The 19,619-nt window shown below is 44.9% G+C and carries 21 protein-coding genes; 15 read left to right on the forward strand and 6 right to left on the reverse strand.

Annotation, left to right across the window (positions count from 1 at the left end; genetic code table 11):
- Nucleotides 1-45 precede the first annotated feature (45 nt).
- From QJR74_RS00295 to trpS, 11 genes are all read left to right on the forward strand, one after another.
- Nucleotides 46-864, forward strand: a complete 819-nt coding sequence (locus QJR74_RS00295; protein WP_304372682.1) for a hypothetical protein — start codon at nt 46-48, stop codon at nt 862-864.
- Nucleotides 861-1,418, forward strand: a complete 558-nt coding sequence (locus tag QJR74_RS00300; protein ID WP_304372683.1) for a PilN domain-containing protein — start codon at nt 861-863, stop codon at nt 1,416-1,418. Before QJR74_RS00295 ends, QJR74_RS00300 begins: the two co-directional genes overlap by 4 nt.
- Entirely contained in the window at nt 1,408-1,884 is a 477-nt protein-coding gene (locus QJR74_RS00305) for a HofO family protein (protein WP_304372684.1), read from the forward strand. Before QJR74_RS00300 ends, QJR74_RS00305 begins: the two co-directional genes overlap by 11 nt.
- Before the next feature lie 336 nt (nt 1,885-2,220).
- The gene (gene pilQ, locus QJR74_RS00310; RefSeq protein ID WP_304372685.1) at nt 2,221-3,480 is read left to right on the forward strand and encodes a type IV pilus secretin PilQ; all 1,260 of its coding nucleotides are present in this window, start codon (nt 2,221-2,223) and stop codon (nt 3,478-3,480) included.
- Nucleotides 3,481-3,810: 330 nt separating this feature from the next.
- Nucleotides 3,811-4,332, forward strand: a complete 522-nt coding sequence (aroK, locus tag QJR74_RS00315; protein ID WP_048912898.1) for a shikimate kinase AroK — start codon at nt 3,811-3,813, stop codon at nt 4,330-4,332.
- A gap of 42 nt (nt 4,333-4,374) precedes the next feature.
- Nucleotides 4,375-5,454: a 3-dehydroquinate synthase gene (gene aroB / locus QJR74_RS00320; RefSeq protein WP_304374069.1), complete on the forward strand. Its 1,080-nt coding sequence runs from the start codon at nt 4,375-4,377 to the stop codon at nt 5,452-5,454.
- 77 nt (nt 5,455-5,531) lie between these two features.
- Entirely contained in the window at nt 5,532-6,593 is a 1,062-nt protein-coding gene (locus QJR74_RS00325) for an SPOR domain-containing protein (RefSeq protein WP_304372686.1), read from the forward strand.
- Nucleotides 6,594-6,688: 95 nt separating this feature from the next.
- Entirely contained in the window at nt 6,689-7,501 is an 813-nt protein-coding gene (gene dam / locus QJR74_RS00330; protein WP_304372687.1) for an adenine-specific DNA-methyltransferase, read from the forward strand.
- A gap of 57 nt (nt 7,502-7,558) precedes the next feature.
- Entirely contained in the window at nt 7,559-8,242 is a 684-nt protein-coding gene (rpe, locus tag QJR74_RS00335) for a ribulose-phosphate 3-epimerase (RefSeq protein ID WP_304372688.1), read from the forward strand.
- Entirely contained in the window at nt 8,226-8,903 is a 678-nt protein-coding gene (locus QJR74_RS00340) for a phosphoglycolate phosphatase (protein WP_304372689.1), read from the forward strand. The genes rpe and QJR74_RS00340 overlap by 17 nt, the downstream gene beginning before the upstream one ends.
- A gap of 18 nt (nt 8,904-8,921) precedes the next feature.
- A complete protein-coding gene (trpS, locus tag QJR74_RS00345) occupies nt 8,922-9,926 on the forward strand; it encodes a tryptophan--tRNA ligase (protein WP_304372690.1) in 1,005 nt (334 codons plus the stop codon).
- Nucleotides 9,927-9,985: 59 nt separating this feature from the next.
- Here the strand turns inward: trpS and tsgA are convergent, their stop codons facing one another.
- Nucleotides 9,986-11,152, reverse strand: coding sequence for an MFS transporter TsgA (tsgA, locus tag QJR74_RS00350; protein ID WP_304372691.1), 1,167 nt, complete (start codon nt 11,150-11,152; stop codon nt 9,986-9,988).
- A gap of 257 nt (nt 11,153-11,409) precedes the next feature.
- Between tsgA and ppiA the strand changes: the two genes are divergently transcribed.
- The 3 genes from ppiA to QJR74_RS00365 all read left to right on the forward strand — a co-directional run bounded on the left by ppiA (nt 11,410) and on the right by QJR74_RS00365 (nt 13,916).
- On the forward strand, nt 11,410-11,973 hold the full coding sequence (gene ppiA / locus QJR74_RS00355; RefSeq protein WP_304372692.1) for a peptidylprolyl isomerase A: 564 nt from the start codon (nt 11,410-11,412) through the stop codon (nt 11,971-11,973).
- Between the two features lie 83 nt (nt 11,974-12,056).
- The gene (locus QJR74_RS00360) at nt 12,057-12,629 is read left to right on the forward strand and encodes an anthranilate synthase component II (RefSeq protein WP_304372693.1); all 573 of its coding nucleotides are present in this window, start codon (nt 12,057-12,059) and stop codon (nt 12,627-12,629) included.
- A 69-nt stretch (nt 12,630-12,698) separates the two neighbouring features.
- Entirely contained in the window at nt 12,699-13,916 is a 1,218-nt protein-coding gene (locus QJR74_RS00365) for an aspartate aminotransferase family protein (RefSeq protein ID WP_304372694.1), read from the forward strand.
- A gap of 19 nt (nt 13,917-13,935) precedes the next feature.
- Here the strand turns inward: QJR74_RS00365 and QJR74_RS00370 are convergent, their stop codons facing one another.
- Both QJR74_RS00370 and crp read right to left on the reverse strand, forming a co-directional pair.
- Nucleotides 13,936-16,026 carry a YccS/YhfK family putative transporter gene (locus QJR74_RS00370; RefSeq protein ID WP_304372695.1) on the reverse strand — a complete coding sequence of 697 codons (2,091 nt, stop codon included), beginning with the start codon at nt 16,024-16,026 and terminating at the stop codon, nt 13,936-13,938.
- 72 nt (nt 16,027-16,098) lie between these two features.
- Entirely contained in the window at nt 16,099-16,731 is a 633-nt protein-coding gene (crp, locus tag QJR74_RS00375; protein WP_048912889.1) for a cAMP-activated global transcriptional regulator CRP, read from the reverse strand.
- Between the two features lie 288 nt (nt 16,732-17,019).
- Between crp and QJR74_RS00380 the strand changes: the two genes are divergently transcribed.
- On the forward strand, nt 17,020-17,424 hold the full coding sequence (locus tag QJR74_RS00380) for an OsmC family protein (RefSeq protein ID WP_304372696.1): 405 nt from the start codon (nt 17,020-17,022) through the stop codon (nt 17,422-17,424).
- Here the strand turns inward: QJR74_RS00380 and QJR74_RS00385 are convergent.
- The 3 genes from QJR74_RS00385 to QJR74_RS00395 are packed head-to-tail and all read right to left on the reverse strand — an operon-like array spanning nt 17,421 to nt 19,595.
- Nucleotides 17,421-18,308 (reverse strand): phosphoribulokinase, encoded by an 888-nt coding sequence (locus tag QJR74_RS00385; protein WP_304372697.1) that lies wholly within the window; start codon nt 18,306-18,308, stop codon nt 17,421-17,423. The genes QJR74_RS00380 and QJR74_RS00385 overlap by 4 nt on opposite strands.
- A 52-nt stretch (nt 18,309-18,360) precedes the next feature.
- Nucleotides 18,361-18,576 carry a YheU family protein gene (locus QJR74_RS00390; RefSeq protein ID WP_304372698.1) on the reverse strand — a complete coding sequence of 72 codons (216 nt, stop codon included), beginning with the start codon at nt 18,574-18,576 and terminating at the stop codon, nt 18,361-18,363.
- Nucleotides 18,573-19,595, reverse strand: coding sequence for a hydrolase (locus tag QJR74_RS00395; RefSeq protein ID WP_304372699.1), 1,023 nt, complete (start codon nt 19,593-19,595; stop codon nt 18,573-18,575). The genes QJR74_RS00390 and QJR74_RS00395 overlap by 4 nt, the downstream gene beginning before the upstream one ends.
- Nucleotides 19,596-19,619: the final 24 nt, after the last annotated feature.

Consider the following 19,619-nt stretch of genomic DNA (forward strand, 5'->3'; position numbering starts at 1 on the left):
CTTTGATACGTCAAAATATCTCATCAACCTTTGGGAGGTTGGAAAATGTTTAGCCAAGGATGGCAAATAGGTCTTCATATTAATACTGATCAAGTCAGTGTTGTGGCCATTAAGAGAAATCGAGATAAGTGGTGTTTACAGGGGTGGTGGGCATTTCCGTTGCATGAGCCGATTTTCACTTCAACGGGGTTATTAGTTGCTAGTGCAGAGTTCTGTTCTATTTTGGGGAAGCTTCGTGCTCATATACCTTATCGTTATTCGTTGCGTGTCAGCTATCCAGTACAGTGTGTATTGCTACGAACCCTTTCATTACCAAGCCCGTCACTAAAAGGCTTACCACTGGAGCGTTTTGTTCAGCTCTCGGTGGAACGATTATTTTCTCATCTCAATGAGTTAACGTGGGATTACTGTTTAGGTCCCGATAAAGCAACAGAGATCAGTGTTACCGTGACTAGGAGTAAAGTACTCCAGGATTATTGCGATTTATTCAACAATACTGGCTTCACCGTGGAGGTCGTCGAGTTAGCCTCATCAGCGCTCTACCCTTTATTAGGATCTCATGGTAGCGAGACATTAATTGTTGAGGAGGACGATATTTGGCTATGGGCGGCTTGCCATCAGCACTGCTTTCATCATGGTCAATGTTTGAAAATAGATTTTCCTACGATTGAAAGCGTAATCCACTCGACTGCACTCCGTACTGAAACCTATTTCTTTGCGGGTGAACAAAATGACGTTAACGATGAAAATATCCACTCATTCAGTTTACTCAATATCCTCAGACATTCTCCGTCAGTAATCACCACGCGGTCTGACTTGATAGTGGCTTTGGGACTTGCTTTACGTAAGGCCGACCAACTATGAGTTGTATTAATTTACTGGATTGGAGAAGAAAAAAGCTTTCGCAGCGTAGCATCACTATTATGGCTACCGGTATTTTCTTGATAATGCTGTTTATCCTTGGCGTCTGTTTTAGCCTTAATAAGCTCCAGCATAATTTCCGCGAACTCGACAAGTTACCTCAGCTGTATCAACGGCTCATGATCCAATTATCAGAACGGTTCGACCAGCAGCAACAGGGGTTACAGCAACTCGCTTCACTGGAGCGTCAACGTCAGCAGATGAAGGGCGTACGCGATGAAATGGAGACTTACCACTTTCTTTTTCAGTGGCTGACTGAAAGATTACCTGAATATTTGTGGCTGACCACGCTCACCGTGGGGAAAACCGGTTGGATAATGACTGGAAAAAGTTTGAGCTTGGAAAAGATTGAACAGCTCATTCAGGAATTAGTTAACGTCGATCAGGTGACAAAATTTAGCTTTAATGACCTCAAAAGAGAAGCATGGCATTACGAATTTAGAGTGAGTTTTTCAGTATCAGCTGAAGTGGGAGGTGAGACGATAAATGAAAAATAAATTATTCCTAAAAATCATCTATCTGTCAGCAATTTCACAGTGGCTCATTACCTTAGGTATCGTCACGGTAACAGGTGTTTCCATCATATTTTATTTTTGGATACCTGAATACGACCAGCATAAGAGACAGGTAGCACTTGTCCACTCCTCATTAAAGGATATGAACCAACGGCTTGCGGTATATCGTCAGGCAAAACCCTATTACCTGATATCAAAGCAACTGGCCCAACAAGAGAGCGAGCGGCAGAGATCTTACCCAATGTTTATCTTGTCATATGGCGCTGCCATTGTGAATTGGCAGCAAAGTGATACCCAACAAAGCGCGACAATGATGTTGGGATGGCAAGAGTTTCTACAACTTTGGCACCGCTTAACTCAGTTAAACTCAAAAATAATGCCTGAACAACTGCAACTCTCCGCGCAAGAAGGTCGTATTCTGGTAAAGCTCACCTATGAAAAAAGCTAAGACAATGTATTACTACTTAAGCCTTTTAGTCGTGATGATGGGGTATCGAGCTCTAGCTCTCGCGAAAGATCCTTTTCAACCCTTCGATTCATCGAAGTGTGTTCCATTGACGACACAGCTTAATGGCTGGGAATTGAATGCTGTTCTTATCAGCCCTACCTTTCGTTACGCGATACTTTCGCACCGTCTGTTGGGGATAAGACAAGTGGAAGTCGCATCACTGACTTCCTTCGTCCATGGTCACGTTACAAAAATCGAATGGACGCATATTCAAATTACTGCTTTGCCACCCTGTCCAGAAAATGGGGTCAAACTGTCTTTTAAAGGAGTTTTGTAATGCGTCTAGCGAGGTTCTGCTTCTCTTTGATATTGCTACTTGCTTTCAATGCTAACGCTGTTGAGAGTAATAAAATATCAATCAATGTCGAGGATGCACCCGTCGCGCAGATATTCTCCTTACTCGCATCAGCAAAAAACCTCAATATCGTGGTAGATCCCAAGATAAAACAATCACTAACTCTGCGTCTCAATAATGTTGAGTGGCAGGATGCGCTAGATATTCTGAAAGATTTAACCAGAGTGGAGATTACCCAGTACGCGAATGTATTAGTTGTTCATGAAATAACGCCGCTGAATGCTGAGGATAGAGGTGAAGAACCTTCGCTTTTATCCCAGCATGCGCACTGGGATAAAAGGGTATTTAGCGTAAAGTTTATTGAGGTGGCTGAACTGGAAAAACAGTTGGCATCGCTACCGAATAGTCGTACAGGTGGGAAAGGAAAACGATTCATAAACCGTGACCAGCAACAGCTTATTGTTTGGGATGATGCCGAAACTATAAAGAGCATAGAGCAGTGGATTGCTTTACATGACCATCCTCAACAACAAATCGAAATCACTGCCCAGATGATTTCGATTAGTCAGGATAATTTACGTGAGCTCGGTATATCATGGTCAAATGATATACCGACTTCTGAGCCGTCACAAAAAACCAGGTATGATTTCAGAACATCACTAGCAGTTGGCGCACCGACATTGCACGCCAAAGCGGCGATTACGCGTATTGATAGCCAGCTACTCTTTCTCGAACTCTCAGCTTTAGAGCATGAAAACCAGCTAGAAATCCTCGCAAGTCCTCACCTCGTTACCTCCCAAGGTCGAACTGCCTCAATTAAACAGGGGACAGAGATTCCTTATCAAACGGTGAGTGGTAAGAATGAAAACCCAGTCATTAATTTTAAAGAGGCCGTGTTAGGCATGGAAGTTACCGCTGAGCGGGTTGGACAGGAATATATTCGTCTACGATTAAGGCTTAACCAAGACGTGCCTGGAAAAGTGTTGCAAGGTGATGGTAAAGGGCCGCCCTCTATCGATAAACAGGAAATTACGACCGACGTATTGGTCGCAAATGGGGCAACCATTGCATTAGGTGGTATTTTCCAACAGCAACACCGGCAAGATATGTCGGCCGTTCCTTGGTTAGGGAAGATACCGTTATTGGGTGTATTGTTTCAAAAGCAGAGCAGACAACATCAAAAAAGAGAATTGGTTATTTTCATTACTCCGCGCCTGTTATCCATTCCTAATGTCCCGTAAATTCAGGATAGATTGAGGTTCACCGTTGACGTAAAGCGCTAATTAGCATAAAAGGTTATCAATTTTTAAGAACCTCGAGCACTGAGTTTAATTAATCATCACTCAATGAGTCTGGATATAGTACTATAAGAGTGGCTGACAGTGATGCTTCACGGTTTGGACCGTTGAAGAGTTACTGATAAATCATTTAATTGGTTGCCAAATGGTCTTGAGTGTTGAGATAATTTTTCACCTGACTCTTGTTACATGCTTATGAGGTCTCAGTTTCTGTCCCATTGTCTGTAGTGGCTATGGGGTATCATCAACGAATTCTTAGTAGTACCGATAAAAATGGCAGAGAAACGTAATATCTTTCTGGTTGGGCCTATGGGTGCCGGCAAAAGCACTATTGGTCGTCAGTTAGCTCAACAACTTAATATGGAATTTTATGATTCCGATCAAGAGATTGAGCGCCGTACCGGGGCTGATGTGGGTTGGGTCTTCGATGTTGAAGGCGAAGAGGGCTTCCGGGATCGTGAAGAAAAAATCATCAACGAGTTAACCGAGAAGCAAGGCATTGTCTTAGCGACAGGCGGCGGCTCAGTTAAATCTCGCGAGACGCGTAACCGTTTATCGGCTCGTGGTGTTGTTGTATATCTTGAGACGACTATCGAGAAACAACTTGCTCGGACGCAACGTGATAAGCGCCGTCCTTTATTACAAGTGGACTCTCCTCCGAGAGATGTCTTGGAAGATCTTGCGGGTGAACGTAATCCTCTGTACGAAGAGATTGCGGACGTCACCATCCGCACTGATGAGCAAAGCGCAAAAGTGGTCGCTAATCAGATCATTCATATGTTAGAAAATAACTAAGTTGATATATCGCAGTTAAATCAGTTGAGGGTCAGTAACATGATGCAGAAGATGGTGGTTTCACTTGGCGAACGCAGCTATCCCATAACGATAGCCGCAGGCTTATTTAGTGAATCTGCATCTTACTGGCCATTAACCGCTCATCAATCGGTTATGGTTGTGACCAATGAAACGATTGCGCCGCTCTATCTACAGACCGTTTTAGCACAACTTGCTGCGTTAGGAATTAACGCTGATTCCGTCGTGTTACCCGATGGTGAGCAATATAAGTCGTTAACCGTACTCGATACAGTATTTACTGCATTATTAGAAAAGCCTCATGGTCGTGACACAACTCTCATTGCATTAGGGGGTGGTGTGATTGGCGACATGGCGGGTTTTGCTGCCGCTAGCTACCAGCGTGGTGTGCGTTTTATTCAAATGCCTACCACGCTGTTATCTCAAGTTGATTCATCGGTGGGTGGTAAGACTGCCGTCAATCATCCCTTAGGGAAAAATATGATTGGCGCTTTTTATCAACCTGCCTCGGTTGTCATTGACCTTGATTGCTTAGCAACGCTACCAGCACGAGAGCTCTCGTCTGGACTAGCAGAAGTAATCAAATACGGTGTTATTCTTGATTACGCTTTTTTTGAATGGCTCGAAGAGAATATCGATGCGCTTCGACGCTTAGATCAAGAAGCATTGGCTTATTGCATTAGACGTTGTTGTGAACTTAAGGCTGAGATCGTTGCAGCAGATGAACGGGAGCAGGGCAATCGTGCGCTGTTAAACCTCGGACATACTTTTGGTCATGCTATTGAAGCGCACATGGGATATGGCAATTGGCTACATGGAGAAGCGGTTGCGGCAGGCATGGTGATGGCTGCACGTACTGCGGAACAACTTGGGACATTCAGTGCCTCATTAACAGAACGGCTGGTCGCGCTACTATTGCGTGCCGGACTACCCGTTAACGGTCCTCAGCAGATGTCGGCCGAAGACTACCTACCGCATATGATGCGGGATAAGAAAGTGTTATCAGGAGAGCTACGCTTAGTCTTACCCACTGATTTAGGTAAGGCCGAGGTGCGTTCTGGAGTGGGACATGATACTGTTTTAGCTGCCATAACTAAGTGTTAGCTAAGGTAAGACAATAACTAATAATGTCAGCGGGGCCACATTAGTGGTACTTAGCCGAATACGTATGAGGTGGATCAATGGATGACTTTCAACCCGAAGATGAATTAAAACCTGACACGAGTGATCGTCCTGCTCCTCGTGGTAAAAAACCTGCACAGTCCTCTAAGCTACCTATCTCTAAGCAACATCTGATGATTGCTGTTGGAATATTGGTACTGTTGCTATTAGTTTTAGGGATTGGCTCAGCAATGAATAGCTCGTCTAGCCCTAAAGAAGATGCTGCAGGCCAAGGTAACGAAAGAAACATCGACCTGTCTGGTAACGGATCAGCAGATAACTCAACGGTTAATGCAAATAATCAGCCGTCACAACAGGCTGATACGCAAACGCCAACAGCGTCTAATAATACCACCTCGAATGATTCAATTGCGCCTACTGAAAATAATGGCCAAGAGACTCAGCAACCTGCACAGGATCAAGCCTCGGTAGCCTCTTTACCGACTGCTGCAGCGACACTCGATCGTAACGCAAAACTGAGTTCTTCTACGCAGACTTCTCAGCAGCCCTCATCTGCGGATATGGCGTCGACTCCACCGATTCACCCTTCAGCACCGAGTGAACAACATACTCGTGCTAAGGCTCCTGTGACACATTCAGAGCCTCGTCAACCTAATCACCGTTCTGAAGTACGTCATGTCGTACCTGAACATCGTGAGACAGTGAGCCGTCGTCAGCCTGAGCATAGTGAAGCGAAAAAAGTGGTAGCTCCTAAGGCACCAGTGAGAACGGCTGAAAAGCAGGCTCCTGTGACAACGACCACCTCTTCTCAGCCAGCGAAAGCGACACCAGCGCCTGCGGCACCTTCACGTGAAGCGGCATCAGGTAAGGGCTATACACTCCAGCTAAGTGGCGCGAGTCGTGAAGATACCTTAAACGCTTGGGCAAAACAGCAGAATCTTGCAAGCTATCAAGTTTATAAAACCTCTCGTAATGGGCAAGCGTGGTATGTCTTAACGACAGGGAATTATAAAACACCTGCTGAAGCTAAAAGTGCTATCTCATCTCTACCTGAAGCTGTAAAAGCTAAGAGTCCTTGGGTAAAACCAATGAGCCAAGTTCGTAAAGAATCAGCTCAGTAATCTCAATAGGGCTGCTTGTAGCAGCCCTCGATTTAAGCGCCAATCTGTTGTCCGGATAACCGCAACATCTCATAATTAATCTTTGATACGACAACATGAAGAAACATCGCGCTTTTTTAAAATGGGCGGGAGGCAAGTATCTCCTTTTAGACGATATTCAGCGCCATCTACCAGAAGGTGATTGTTTGGTAGAGCCTTTCGTAGGGGCTGGTTCAGTCTTCCTTAATACTGATTTCAAAAAGTACTATCTTGCTGATATCAATAGTGACTTAATCAATCTCTATAACATTCTCAAGCACAATAGTAGTCAATTTATCGCTGATGCTCGCGGCTTTTTCACGGCTGAATCAAACAATGCGGAGACTTATTATGCGCATCGTAGTTTATTCAATCAAAGCAGTGACCCTTACTATCGAGCACTACTTTTCCTCTACTTGAATAGACACGGTTACAACGGACTATGCCGCTATAACTTACGTGGGCAATTTAATGTCCCTTTTGGCCGTTATGTTAGGCCCTATTTCCCGCAGGCAGAGCTAGAGTGGTTTGCGTTACGTGCACAGCAAGCAACTTTCGTCTGTGAATCCTATGTTCAAACGCTCTCTAAAGTTAAACGTGGGTCGGTTGTTTATTGCGATCCGCCTTATGCGCCTCTCTCATCAACCGCAAATTTTACGGCTTATCACACCAATAGCTTTTCTAGTAAGGAGCAAGCACTCTTAGCAGAATTAGCACATAAGCTGGCACAAAAGAAATCGGTACCTGTGTTAATCTCAAACCACGATACGGAATTAACTCGTAAATGGTATGAAGACGCTACACTTCATATTGTTACCGCAAGGCGTTCGATTAGCCGCAGCGCGACGGGTCGAACTAAGGTTGATGAAATACTGGCATTGTATACGTAGTATTATCGCGGTAACTCAGCATTGCTGAAACTGGAAATCATACTCTCGGAGAATTGCATGAAAAATTATTTAATTGCGCCATCCATATTATCCGCCGACTTTGCACGATTAGGTGAAGATACGGCCAAGGCTATTGCGGCCGGGGGTGATGTTGTCCATTTCGATGTTATGGATAATCACTATGTGCCTAATCTGACGATGGGGCCGATGGTGTTAAAAGCGCTCCGCGATTACGGTATTACTGCACCAATCGATGTGCATTTGATGGTTAAGCCTGTTGATGCGCTGATCCCTGAGTTTGCTAAGGCGGGTGCAAGCTTTATTACTTTTCATCCAGAAGCCAGTGAACATGTTGATCGTACAGTTCAGTTGATCAAAGAACATGGCTGTAAAGCTGGCCTAGTATTTAATCCAGCCACACCTCTTTCCTACTTGGATTACATGTTAGATAAAATTGATATCGTCTTGTTGATGTCGGTTAATCCAGGTTTTGGCGGCCAGAGTTTTATCCCTTCAACATTAAACAAGCTTCGTGAAGTACGTAAGCGTATTGATCAAAGTGGTTATGATGTTCGGTTAGAAATTGATGGTGGTGTGAAAGTCGACAATATCGCTGAAATTGCTGCAGCGGGCGCTGATATGTTTGTGGCAGGTTCCGCTATTTTTAATCAACCTGACTACCGAACGGTAATTGCTGAAATGCGTTGCGAAGTGGAGAAAGCCAATGGCTCATTTCACTGATATTCGGGGTATAGCTTTCGATTTAGACGGCACACTCATCGATAGTGCGCCAGGTTTAGCGAGTGCCATTGACTTAATGCTTGCCGATCTTCAACTTCCTGCGGCCGGGGTTGAGAATGTGATTCGTTGGATAGGTAACGGTGCGGATATTATGGTCACACGCGCACTTACCTGGGCACTGGGCGAAGCGCCAGATGAAACGCAGTTGGCTCAGGCCCGCAGCTGTTTTGACCATCACTATCTTCAGACAGCAGAGACGGGAAGTCAGTTATTTGAGCACGTGACGGATGTGTTAGCCGGTTTACAGGCAGAAAATATTCCCATGGCGATTGTCACCAATAAGCCTACGCCTTTTGTCCGTCCTTTATTAGAAAGCTTGGGAATTGACCGCTATTTCAGTTTAATTATTGGTGGAGATGACGTCCCTGTTAAAAAGCCCCATCCTGCAGCCATCTTTATGGTATTAGGGCAATTTGGGTTGCTCACCGATCAATTACTGTTTGTCGGCGATTCCCGCAATGATATACAAGCGGCGAAATCGGCAGGGGTACCATCAGTCGGATTATCTTATGGCTATAACTATGGTGAACCGATTGAAGACAGTCATCCAGACTACGTTATTCACCAATTTGATCACCTTCTCTCCCTTATTGGGAAGTAATTTCCAGGACAAGAAATAATGACAAGACCAATCGTCTTTAGTGGGGCGCAACCCTCCGGCGAACTCTCAATCGGCAACTACATGGGCGCATTGCGTCAATGGGTACAGATGCAGGATGACTATCATTGTATCTACTGTATTGTTGACCAGCATGCCATCACAGTACGCCAAGATGCGGCAGCTTTACGTAAAGCGACTCTTGATACCTTAGCGTTGTATCTTGCTTGTGGCATTGACCCTGAAAAATCAACAATCTTTGTTCAATCTCACGTGCCAGAGCATGCACAACTTTCATGGGTTCTAAACTGTTATACTTATTTCGGTGAGTTAAGCCGAATGACTCAGTTTAAAGATAAGTCATCTCGCTACGCAGAAAACATCAATGCTGGACTCTTCGATTACCCAGTATTAATGGCTGCTGATATTCTTCTTTATCAAACTCAGCAGGTACCAGTGGGTGAAGATCAGAAACAGCATCTGGAACTCAGCCGTGATATTGCCCAACGCTTCAATACAATCTACGGCGATATCTTCAAAGTACCTGAACCCTTCATTCCGAAATCGGGTGCTCGAGTGATGTCATTACTTGAACCGACCAAGAAGATGTCTAAGTCTGACGATAATCGTAACAATGTAATTGGGTTACTTGAAGAGCCAAAAGCCGTTGTTAAGAAAATCAAACGCGCCGTGACCGACTCGGATGAACCACCTGTCGTACGTTACGACGTAAAAAATAAGCCTGGCGTGTCCAACCTGTTGGATATTCTATCAGGAGTTACTGGTCAATCTATTACTGAACTCGAAAGCTCATTTGAAGGGCAGATGTACGGGCACTTGAAAGGTGCCGTTGCAGAAGCGGTCTCGGGTATGCTGACGGATTTACATGCGCGCTATCATCATTATCGTAATGACGAAGCCTTGCTCAATAAGATCATGAAAGATGGTGCGGAAAAGGCGAGTGCACAGGCTAAACAAACGCTTGATAAAGTGTATGAAGCGATTGGGTTTGTTGCGCGTCCTTAATATTGGCGCAACCCCAATATAAAAAAAGGCGGTAGATTCTCTCTACCGCCTTTTTTGTATCAATGATTTGCGCGATGCTTAGTAACAAATCCAAGTAATAAGCAGCAGACAAATACCGTGAGGTAGAGGCCATTAGAGGTCATTAGCGCGGCGAGTGGTCCATCATGACTCACAATAGGGGCTGTGACGACAAAGGTTAACATGGTGCCGACCGTCCCGCAGGTCAGAATAAAATTGACCAATTTAGGCGAAGCAACCTTGGTCTGTTGTGAACCAAGCGTAATGATTGTGGTATAAATCGCGCTTGAGAAGAAACCTAACGCAGCGATGATGATATGCAGCATATTAGGATTCTGTGCATGGTTAAACCAGTACATCAGTAAGGACGCTAATGCCGTGAGGATTACGAGTAATTTTTGAGAATCAATAAAACGTAAAACTACGCTAAATACCCACATACCGACCATATAAGCGGTCCAGAAATTGCCCACCAGTTGGCCCGCTCGTTCTAATTCAAAACCTAATATTTTAGTCGCATAATCAGGTACCCAAGCGATAAATCCTAGCTGGCCAAGAATGTAACATAAGGCTGCTAGCGCCAGCAGGAAGACACCTACTCCCCATTTTTCTTTAGGTTGACTCTTCTGTTGTGCATTTTTGGAGAGAATTGGGAATTCGGTGGAGAGCGTAATAATAAAGATAGCGACATATATGAGACCGATTGCACAATACACTAAATACCAAGGTAACTGACGCGATAAGACCGCCGCGGCGATGATGGGGAAGAGCGTTCCTGCCATACTGAAAAAAGAGTCAGTAAATAGTAATCTCGCGCCACGTTGACGACCTTCGTAGAGATGGGTAATCAAAAAGGTACCAATCGACATGGTGATCCCGCTGACAACACCTAGGATAAACATACAAGCAGAGAAGATGGCGATCGAGTGTGCAGTCACGAGTCCGGTTATCGCGATCAGCATCAAAATAAAACCAAATATCAGCTGTTTTTTGAGCGGGACGAGTTCCATCAGCCAAGCATTAAGGAAAATGGCGATCAAAATTCCTGCGTTCAAAAACGTGAAGGTATTGCTCATACTCGTAACGGGAACGTTGAAATAGTGAGCGATATTATCCATCACCATTCCCGTTACAATCACCAGTGCCCCTGTCAGTGCGTAGGAAAGAAAACTTATCCAGGTGAGCCCGGTTCTTTTTATTTGCATCATCATTAATACCTGTTAAAGGAATAGTCCGAAGAGTGAAGCGCACGATTGTAATGCTATCGCTCTGCTTTATAAATAATGATGCTCACATTGACGAGAATATTTAATCAATTACAGCCGTCGTAAAAGAAAAAATACTTCTAGCCATATTTTATGCTGTGGTTAGCAAGATATAAGTCAGGAAATTGCTAGCGGTAGGGAGCTGATACTCCTTACAATCATCACTAGTTTTATTCCATCCAAGCTAAGGACGCTTAACTATGTTAAAAAAAACACTGGCTACAGCATTAACGCTGCTTTCGTTAGCCGCCACAGCTCAACATGCGATAGCGGACACGCATGTACTAATGACGACTTCTGAAGGGAATATTGAATTAACCCTAAACGATGAGAAGGCGCCAGTTACCGTTAAGAATTTCCTCCAATACGTGAATAGCGGTTTCTATAACAACACGATTTTCCATCGTGTGATCCCAAGCTTCATGATTCAAGGCGGCGGTTTTACAGCCGATATGCAGCAAAAATCGACCCAAGCGCCAATCAAGAATGAAGCGGATAATGGCTTACGTAATACCCGTGGCACTATTTCTATGGCGAGAACGGCGGATAAGGATAGTGCGACTAGCCAATTCTTCATCAACGTTGCGGACAATGCATTTCTTGATCATGGCCAACGCGATTTCGGCTATGCCGTCTTTGGTAAAGTGACTAAAGGGCTGGATGTGGCAGAGAAAATCTCCCATGTCGAAACGACTAATAACGGGCCCTATCAAAATGTACCTGTAAAGCCTGTCAAAATCCTCTCCGTAAAAGTTTTACCTTAATGGATTATCCAAGCACGACTTAGGGCGTGCTTGGAACCTTTACTGTCAGATAAAACGATTACCTTCTCAAATTGAGAAATCATATGCTGTTAATCATAGATAACTATGACTCTTTTACTTGGAATCTGTATCAGTACTTTTGCCAATGCGGCGTAGAAGTAAAAGTTATCCGTAACGATGCGATTACGCTTCAAGAGATGGATGAGCTGGGAATGAGTCACCTTGTCATCTCACCCGGACCTTGTACGCCGAATGAAGCAGGGATTTCGTTGGCGGCTATTCAATATTTTGCTGGAAAGCTCCCTATTTTAGGGGTTTGTTTAGGCCACCAAGCTATTGCTCAAAGTTTTGGTGGGAAAGTGATCCGCGCGCAACAAGTTATGCATGGTAAAACTTCAGTTATCCGTCACAATGGGCAAGGGATATTTTCTAATCTACCCGATCCGCTTACCGTCACTCGCTATCACTCTTTGGTGGTTGAAGCCAGCTCGTTACCTCATGAGCTCGATATTACGGCTTGGGTTGAAGAAGAGGGGGAAACGATAATCATGGGGCTACGCCATCGCTCTCTTAATATAGAGAGTGTGCAATTCCACCCAGAAAGTATTTTGAGTGAACAAGGCTTAATGTTACTGAATAATTTTATCACTCGATGAGTGATTGATTTAATATGCAATATAAATGTATATTTATTCTATCTAACTCTCGGCTATTAAGGATCTCAGATGTCGGTAACACAGCCCCCCATTACTCGTGAGCTGTTTAACGAGGTAATTTTACCTATTTATGCGCCCGCACAGTTTGTTCCAATTAAAGGGCAGGGAAGTCGAGTCTGGGATCAGCAAGGTAAAGAGTATATCGACTTTGCCGGCGGGATTGCGGTGACGGCGTTAGGCCATTGCCATCCTGCCTTGGTCGAAGCACTTCAAAAACAGAGTGAGCAATTATGGCATCTGAGTAATATTTATACGAATGAGCCGGCATTACGCTTAGCGCAAAAACTCACTGCAGCGACCTTTGCTGACCGTGTTTTTTTTGCTAATTCTGGTGCTGAAGCGAATGAAGCTGCCTTTAAGTTAGCTCGCTACTATGCGTCCAATAAAATCAGCCCTCATAAAACGAAAATTATTGCCTTTCATCATGCATTCCATGGGCGTACATTCTTCACAGTGACTGTTGGCGGCCAGCCTAAATATTCTGATGGGTTTGGTCCTAAGCCTGCCGATATAATACATGTACCGTTCAATGACCTCGATGCAGTGAAAGCCGTTATCGATGATCATACCTGCGCGATTGTCGTCGAACCTATTCAAGGTGAAGGGGGGGTCACTCCAGCAACACCAGAATTTCTGGCCGGTTTACGCGAACTCTGTGACCAACATCAAGCATTATTAGTATTCGATGAAGTGCAAACAGGAATGGGACGTACAGGCAAACTATTTGCTTATGAGCACTCAGGAGTGGTTCCCGATATTCTCACGACCGCTAAAGCATTAGGAGGCGGTTTCCCCGTGAGTGCGATGTTAACGCGAGAAGAGCTCGCACAGGTTATGACTGCGGGGACTCATGGTACCACCTTCGGTGGTAACCCAATGGCTTGCGCGGTGGCAGAGGCTTCCTTAGAGATTATTAATGACCAGCAGCTCCTTGATGGCGTTGAGCAACGGCATCAATGGTTCATTGATGGATTGGAAAAGATCAATCAACAGTATCACCTGTTTGCAGCGATTCGCGGCCAAGGGCTGCTTATTGGTGCACAATTAACCCCAGAGCATGCAGGCCGTATGCGCGAAATCATTCAGGCGGCAGCTGAACACGGTTTACTGATCTTATCAGCAGGAAGTGATGTGTTGCGCTTTACCCCTTCACTTATTATCCCTGAACAGGATGTTCAGCAAGGAATGACCAAACTCCACCAAGCTATCGCCCAAATTATGGACTAGTTTAGTCGCCCTGAGTGATTTACTGCTCAGGGCTCTTATGAGTTCGGGAAAACCATGCACCGTGTTTTGGGCGCTGGGTCCAGATAATGGCTGAAATCGTCCGCATAGATTTCACATGCACAAGAATCCGCTCGATATGCCGCTCGACAATTGTGCTTGGCCCCTTATCGAAATTAGCCGCTTCATCCATCACATGGGTAGAGTGATAGTTCTCTTGATCGTTAGCATACAATAATCGCTGTTGGCATTGCTGTAAGGCTATCTCACAAGCCTGTAAATAGCGCTCGGCCAACGTTGGGGTTAGCATCGTGTGCTCACGGGCTAAAGCAGTAAGCTCATTAATATGTTCGACGATGTACTGGCTATGGCTAACCCATAAATGCATCTCTTCAAGATATTCATCATCGAAACCAGGCTCCTGCATGGCTTGATTAAGGGCGTTAAATAGCGCGTTATGTTTTTGGTTTGCCTCTACACGCGCGGCTTCAAAAACCTCATCCTTCTGCTCTGGGCCTAGCAATACTTTTAGGGCTTGTTGATAGGCATTGAGCACATCCAAAGTATTATCGCGTAACAGCGCACTCTGCCATTGTGGCCATAACCAAAGCGTGCCCCCGAAGGCGATTAAGCAGCCGAGTAAGGTATCTAATAAACGAGGAACAAGAAATTGGTGCCCGTTTAAGGAAAGCAGTTGCAGTGAATAAACTGCCGTCACCGTAAATCCAATCGTCGCCCAGCCATAATATTGGCGATTGAACAAGTTACTGAAAAAGGTAATCAGTAACATGATGATTAGTATCCAAGACTCAGGTGCATGGAGATTGAGGGTAATTGCCGCAATGATTAATCCAGCAAAAGTTCCTAATGCCCGGTGCTGTATACGTACCCGTGTAGCGCTATAGTTATTTTGACTCACGAATACGATAGTCATCAAAATCCAATAAGGTTTGGGCATATTGAGCGCTATACCGACGATTCCACCACACATCAACATGATCGAGAAACGTGCAGCGGAACGTAAGGCAGTTGATTTCAGCGATAAATAACTTTTTAAGGCGGGTAATAAAGGTAAACGGCGCTGCCTATCGCGCATCAGGTCACGTTGATACAGAGGTTTCTCATTCTGTAAGACTCGAGCAATTCGCGTAAAGTGATAAAAGCAAAATTGGGGGACCGGATTGTGGGGAAATTGTTGAGCCAGTTTTTCCAATGCTGAAATTTGCTTACTCATTGAAAAAGGCTTCACAAATTGGTGGTATAAAATATCGTCAGCTAAGCGGTGGAGTTGTGCCGTGACAGTATTCGCATTCCAATTTAAAATTTCCCTACCAAAACTATCGTGGCAAAGTTTTTTGATTTCCTCCGGCTGATTCAAGCTAATCGTAATATGCTCTTGAATATCTTGAGCCATCAAAAAATAGCGAATCAGGAACCGGTCATTACGGTTTCTCGCTGCCGGTAACATATGTAATTGTTGATAGCATTGAGTAATCAGGTCAATCACTTTCTGTTGGCGCTTGAGAAGGTCCTGTAAGCTTTCGGGAGAGTCATCTGCACTAAAGATACGGTGATATTTATGCTCGCAGTAGTTTCCCAATTCGCGATAAAGCAAACTGAGTGTTTCACGAAGTTGCTGAGCTTGCGAGAACTTAAACCAAGCCCAATTGAACACGCCATACCAAACTGTCCCACCTAGATAGAGTAAGGGAGGGCCCCATATCGGCATGCGTCCAGCTAGGCTAATCGACAGCACAGCTGCCACCAGTGAGGCAGGTAAGAGCCGGCCGTGTAATGGACTAATCTCCCCCGTCACCCCGATGATTAATGGTAACGCGAATAGAAAGAGCGGTAAGGGATAGTGCTGCGCTAAACACCAAAGAAGCAAAAAGCTGCTGCAGGCGAAAAGTAATCCCCCCACGACGAGACGTTTAAAAAAGCGTTTATGTGGAGTATCTAATCCAGCCAGATTACAGCAGGATGGGACTAAAGAAAAAAGTAAGCCTGAGTGGAGATCGCCTAACAGCCAGCCTAGTGCGATCGGTAGACAGAGCACTAACGTTTGGCGGAAAGCATAATTTACTTCAGGGTGATAAATAAGTCGACGTAGCATTGCCACTGCAATTTGTTATATGAATGATAGTGATCGGTAAAAGGCAGGGTAGCTCCCTGCCTTCTGCACCGATTAGCGTGTGCCGTACACTACGATAGTTTTACCATGGGCCGAAATTAGGTTTTGATCTTCTAACATCTTGAGAATGCGTCCAACGGTTTCGCGTGAACATCCGACGATCTGCCCAATTTCTTGACGGGTAATTTTTATTTGCATCCCATCAGGGTGCGTCATCGCATCGGGTTGGTGAGCAAGATGCAGCAGAGTTTGCGCAATACGACCGGTGACGTCCAAGAAGGCTAAGTTACCGACTTTCTCTGAAGTGACCTGTAGGCGTCGTGCCATCTGTGCTGAAAGGCGGATAAGAATTTCCGGATTTACCTGTATCAATTGGCGAAATTTTTTGTAGGAAATTTCAGCGACTTCACACGCGGACTTAGCTCTGACCCAAGCACTACGCTCTTGTCCTTCTTCAAATAAGCCAAGCTCACCAATAAAATCGCCCTGATTAAGGTAAGAAAGGATCATCTCTTTGCCTTCTTCATCTTTAATCAGTACCGCGACAGAACCTTTAACAATGTAATAAAGCGTCTCTGCTTTTTCACCTTGATGGATCAAGGTGCTTTTTGACGGATACTTATGAATATGGCAATGGGAGAGGAACCATTCTAATGTAGGGTCTGTTTGTGGTTTACCAAGAACCATTCGCTTCTATCCTCTATTGTAATCGAACCTGGATGAAACCAGGGTGAGCCACTTTTGTGACCCTTATGAAAGCATCAAGTGCCATTTCTTTTTTTATTGGGCGATAAAAGTACCTTAGCCTATTCCGAGGTATTTTATCTTGGGATTAACGAAATAAATAATCCTTTCCCTGTTTTTAGCACAGGTTAGCGTCACTGTCTTGTATTGTATGAGTCCAAATGAGAGGTTTGCGAATTAATCCACCTCAGAGTATCTTAGCTTACAAATTCTGAAACCGGAGGCATAGGAGTGGAAGCGAAAGTAAAGTGGGTCGATGGGCTTTGTTTTGTCGCAGAATCGGCTTCAGGGCACCAAGTCGTCATGGATGGTAATCGCGGCGAAAAAGGACCGAGCCCAATGGAAATGGTCCTAATGTCGGCGGGAACTTGTAGTGCAATTGATGTGGTGTCGATATTAGAAAAAGGTCGCCATGAGGTTCTAGGATGTGAAGTTAAATTAACCTCAACTCGCCGTGATGAGGCGCCGCGACTTTTCACCCACATTAATCTGCATTTCATTGTGACGGGAAAGACATTGACCGATAAAGTGGTCGAGCGGGCGGTTTCCCTTTCCGCGGAAAAATACTGCTCAGTAGCACTTATGTTGGAACAAGCAGTAGAAATCACCCATAGTCACGAGATAGTTATCGTTTAGCATTGGCTTGTTAACAAGGTCTGTTGGCGCTTTTCAGCTAGTTTTTTAATGACTGGTGTCAAGATAAGTTCCATCGCCAAGCCCATTTTTCCGCCGGGGACTACCAAGGTGTTCATGGCGGAGATAAAAGATCCTTGGATCATGGCGAGGAGATAAGGGTAGTTAATCTCTTCCACACCGCGAAGATGGATCACCACTAAGCTCTCATCCATTGAAGGAATCGCATGAGCCGCAAAGGGGTTAGAGGTATCGACCATCGGGACGCGCTGAAAGTTAATGTGGGTACGAGAGAACTGCGGCGTGATGTAGTTAACGTAATCTTCCATAGAGCGAATCACTGAGTCCATTACTGCTTCGCGAGAATGACTCCGCTCTTGCATATCTCGTATTAACTTCTGAATCCATTCTAAGTTTACAATGGGTACGACTCCGACTAACAAATCCACTAAATCGGCAACGTTATGCTCTTCAGTAACCACCGCGCCATGTAATCCCTCGTAGAATAAAACATCTGTCTTTTCAGGGAGCGCTTGCCATGGTGTGAAGGTTCCGGGAACTTGTTTCCAAGGGACGGCTTCATCGTAGGTATGGAGATATTTACGAGAACGGCCGGAGCCAGTTTCAGAGTATTGCTTAAATGTCTGTTCTAACAGTAAAAAGTCGTTAGCGTCAGGACCAAAATAACTAATGTGTTTCCCTAAATCTCTCGCTTTACGGATGGCAACGTCCATTTCTGGTCGAGTGTAGCGATGATAACTGTCTCCCTCAATTTCAGCGGCTTGAATACCTAGCTGTTGGAAGATCTTCCGGAAGGCTAGGCTAGTTGTCGTTGTCCCGGCACCGCTTGAACCTGTTACAGCAATAATGGGATGTTTGGCTGACATAATGGTCTCCTTAGCGGGTGAGGGGGCGACAACTACGGCGTACAGTTATCCTTCAGCGTATATCTCGTGCAGCACGGAGGCTGACTGATTCATGTAATTCCGACCAAACAATGACGATCTCCCCTGCTTTAAGTTGCCGGGTAATATCAGCAACTTTCTCGGACAAGGTTTTCTCTTGCTCACCATAATCTGTTCCTTCTTGTAATACAAAGGACTCGATGACGCTCTGTAACGTTTCTGTCGGGAGTTCTTGCCAAGGTATGATCATGATGGCGTATCCAATTGTGTTGAAAGCCACTGAGGAATACGTTGTTCAAGCCACATTACTGGCTTAAACAAGCTACCCGTAACGAAACCAACATGTCCACCATATTCACTTAACTGATAGTCAATCGTTGGTGAAAGCTGTTCAGGTAAAGGGATAACATCGTCAGTCATAAAGGGGTCATCTGCCGCATGAATAATTAATAGTGGTTTAGTAATACTCGCAAGCCAAGGCATACCACTAGCTTGTCGGTAATAGTCTAAAGCATCAGAAAAATGATAAATACGAGAGGTAATCTTATCGTCAAACTCGCGAAGCTTTTTTATCTTCTTAAGTTCACCCGGAGCAATTGAAAAGAGATGTGGATGCGCCTTTAGTTTACGGCGTAGACTTTTTTTCAAACGTGTTAATAAATAATGCTGATAAAAACGCGAAAAGCCATCTTCGATTTTGACGCTACAGGGCTCAAGCATGAGTGGCGCTGAAACTATTACTCCCGCATCGAGCAGGCACTCGTCCCCTTGGCTTCCCATAAGACAAGCAAGCATGTTTCCACCTAGGGAGAACCCGGTTGCGGAAGTCCAGCCTGGCCCCAACTTCTCTTTCATCCAACGAAGAAAATAACTAGCATCCTCGATATCCGCCGAGTGGTAGCTCTGCTTTAATCGATTTGGCTCGCCACTGCAGCCGCGATAGTGCATGACCACTCCTAACCATCCTTTCTGTTGAAAAGAGGCGAGTAGGCCATGAGCGTAAGGACTTTTTACACTGCCTTCTAGGCCATGAAAAATAACCGCGCGTGGCTTATGTTTTGCCAACATTGGATCTTCGCTCCAAGCGAGATCGACAAAGTCCCCATCGGGTAGCTCTAGACGCTGCCAAACAGGTTTGATACGGACCATACGGCGTAAGATTCTGGGTAATAGAGTCTGAATATGTGCATTTCTCAAACAACGAATAGGGGTGAAATCATTCTCGTCATTATGATAATTATTCAGGTTCTCAGGGCTTGTCTGATCCATAACTCACTGTATAGTTTCAAAGGT

This window comes from Tatumella ptyseos (genome assembly GCF_030552895.1).
Taxonomy (GTDB): domain Bacteria; phylum Pseudomonadota; class Gammaproteobacteria; order Enterobacterales; family Enterobacteriaceae; genus Rosenbergiella; species Rosenbergiella ptyseos_A.

Excerpts from the sequence above, each read along its gene's own strand:
- dam (WP_304372687.1), top strand. The coding sequence starts at position 6,689 with ATGAAGAAACATCGCGCTTTTTTAAAATGGGCGGGAGGCAAGTATCTC.
- ppiA (WP_304372692.1), top strand. The coding sequence starts at position 11,410 with ATGTTAAAAAAAACACTGGCTACAGCATTAACGCTGCTTTCGTTAGCC.
- QJR74_RS00340 (WP_304372689.1), top strand. The coding sequence starts at position 8,226 with ATGGCTCATTTCACTGATATTCGGGGTATAGCTTTCGATTTAGACGGC.
- QJR74_RS00360 (WP_304372693.1), top strand. The coding sequence starts at position 12,057 with ATGCTGTTAATCATAGATAACTATGACTCTTTTACTTGGAATCTGTAT.
- pilQ (WP_304372685.1), top strand. The coding sequence starts at position 2,221 with ATGCGTCTAGCGAGGTTCTGCTTCTCTTTGATATTGCTACTTGCTTTC.
- QJR74_RS00295 (WP_304372682.1), top strand. The coding sequence starts at position 46 with ATGTTTAGCCAAGGATGGCAAATAGGTCTTCATATTAATACTGATCAA.
- QJR74_RS00385 (WP_304372697.1), bottom strand. The coding sequence starts at position 18,308 with ATGTCAGCCAAACATCCCATTATTGCTGTAACAGGTTCAAGCGGTGCC.
- QJR74_RS00300 (WP_304372683.1), top strand. The coding sequence starts at position 861 with ATGAGTTGTATTAATTTACTGGATTGGAGAAGAAAAAAGCTTTCGCAG.
- QJR74_RS00390 (WP_304372698.1), bottom strand. The coding sequence starts at position 18,576 with ATGATCATACCTTGGCAAGAACTCCCGACAGAAACGTTACAGAGCGTC.
- aroK (WP_048912898.1), top strand. The coding sequence starts at position 3,811 with ATGGCAGAGAAACGTAATATCTTTCTGGTTGGGCCTATGGGTGCCGGC.
- tsgA (WP_304372691.1), bottom strand. The coding sequence starts at position 11,152 with ATGATGCAAATAAAAAGAACCGGGCTCACCTGGATAAGTTTTCTTTCC.
- rpe (WP_304372688.1), top strand. The coding sequence starts at position 7,559 with ATGAAAAATTATTTAATTGCGCCATCCATATTATCCGCCGACTTTGCA.
- aroB (WP_304374069.1), top strand. The coding sequence starts at position 4,375 with ATGCAGAAGATGGTGGTTTCACTTGGCGAACGCAGCTATCCCATAACG.
- QJR74_RS00395 (WP_304372699.1), bottom strand. The coding sequence starts at position 19,595 with ATGGATCAGACAAGCCCTGAGAACCTGAATAATTATCATAATGACGAG.
- crp (WP_048912889.1), bottom strand. The coding sequence starts at position 16,731 with ATGGTTCTTGGTAAACCACAAACAGACCCTACATTAGAATGGTTCCTC.
- QJR74_RS00325 (WP_304372686.1), top strand. The coding sequence starts at position 5,532 with ATGGATGACTTTCAACCCGAAGATGAATTAAAACCTGACACGAGTGAT.
- QJR74_RS00370 (WP_304372695.1), bottom strand. The coding sequence starts at position 16,026 with ATGCTACGTCGACTTATTTATCACCCTGAAGTAAATTATGCTTTCCGC.
- trpS (WP_304372690.1), top strand. The coding sequence starts at position 8,922 with ATGACAAGACCAATCGTCTTTAGTGGGGCGCAACCCTCCGGCGAACTC.
- QJR74_RS00305 (WP_304372684.1), top strand. The coding sequence starts at position 1,408 with ATGAAAAATAAATTATTCCTAAAAATCATCTATCTGTCAGCAATTTCA.
- QJR74_RS00365 (WP_304372694.1), top strand. The coding sequence starts at position 12,699 with ATGTCGGTAACACAGCCCCCCATTACTCGTGAGCTGTTTAACGAGGTA.